Genomic DNA, 382 nt, shown 5'->3' with positions numbered 1-382 from the left:
CCTCAGCGATGCCTCGCTGACGCAGGCGTCCATCGATGTGGCCCAGGCACAGTACTTCGCCGTGGGCGCCGCGCTGAAGAGCGCCGAGTACTTGTTCGACGTCGGTGGCGCATCGGCGTGTGATCGCACCTACAACCTTGATCGGCATTGGCGCAACGCACGCACCGTGGCGAATCACAATCCGCGCCAGTGGAAAGCCGCCGTCGTAGGCGCCTGGCTGCTCAAGGATCAGCCCCCACCTACCACGGGTCTGTTTTAGCACCTCGCAACTCACATCAATCAGGGACTCTCACAATGAAAACATGGACGCGCGCCCTCTTTAGCACCTCGCAACTCACATCAATCAGGGACTCTCACAATGAAAACATGGACGCGCGCCCTC

The 382-nt window shown here is 60.5% G+C and carries 1 pseudogene; it reads left to right on the top strand.

The annotated features are described in order from the left end of the window. Nucleotides 1-259: pseudogene (locus AB4Z27_RS29775) on the top strand (acyl-CoA dehydrogenase family protein); the annotation flags it as partial. Nucleotides 260-382 lie beyond the last annotated feature (123 nt).

The organism is Cupriavidus sp. KB_39 (assembly GCF_052114485.1).
Taxonomy (GTDB): domain Bacteria; phylum Pseudomonadota; class Gammaproteobacteria; order Burkholderiales; family Burkholderiaceae; genus Cupriavidus.
This window is presented reverse-complemented; position numbering and strand designations above follow the sequence as displayed.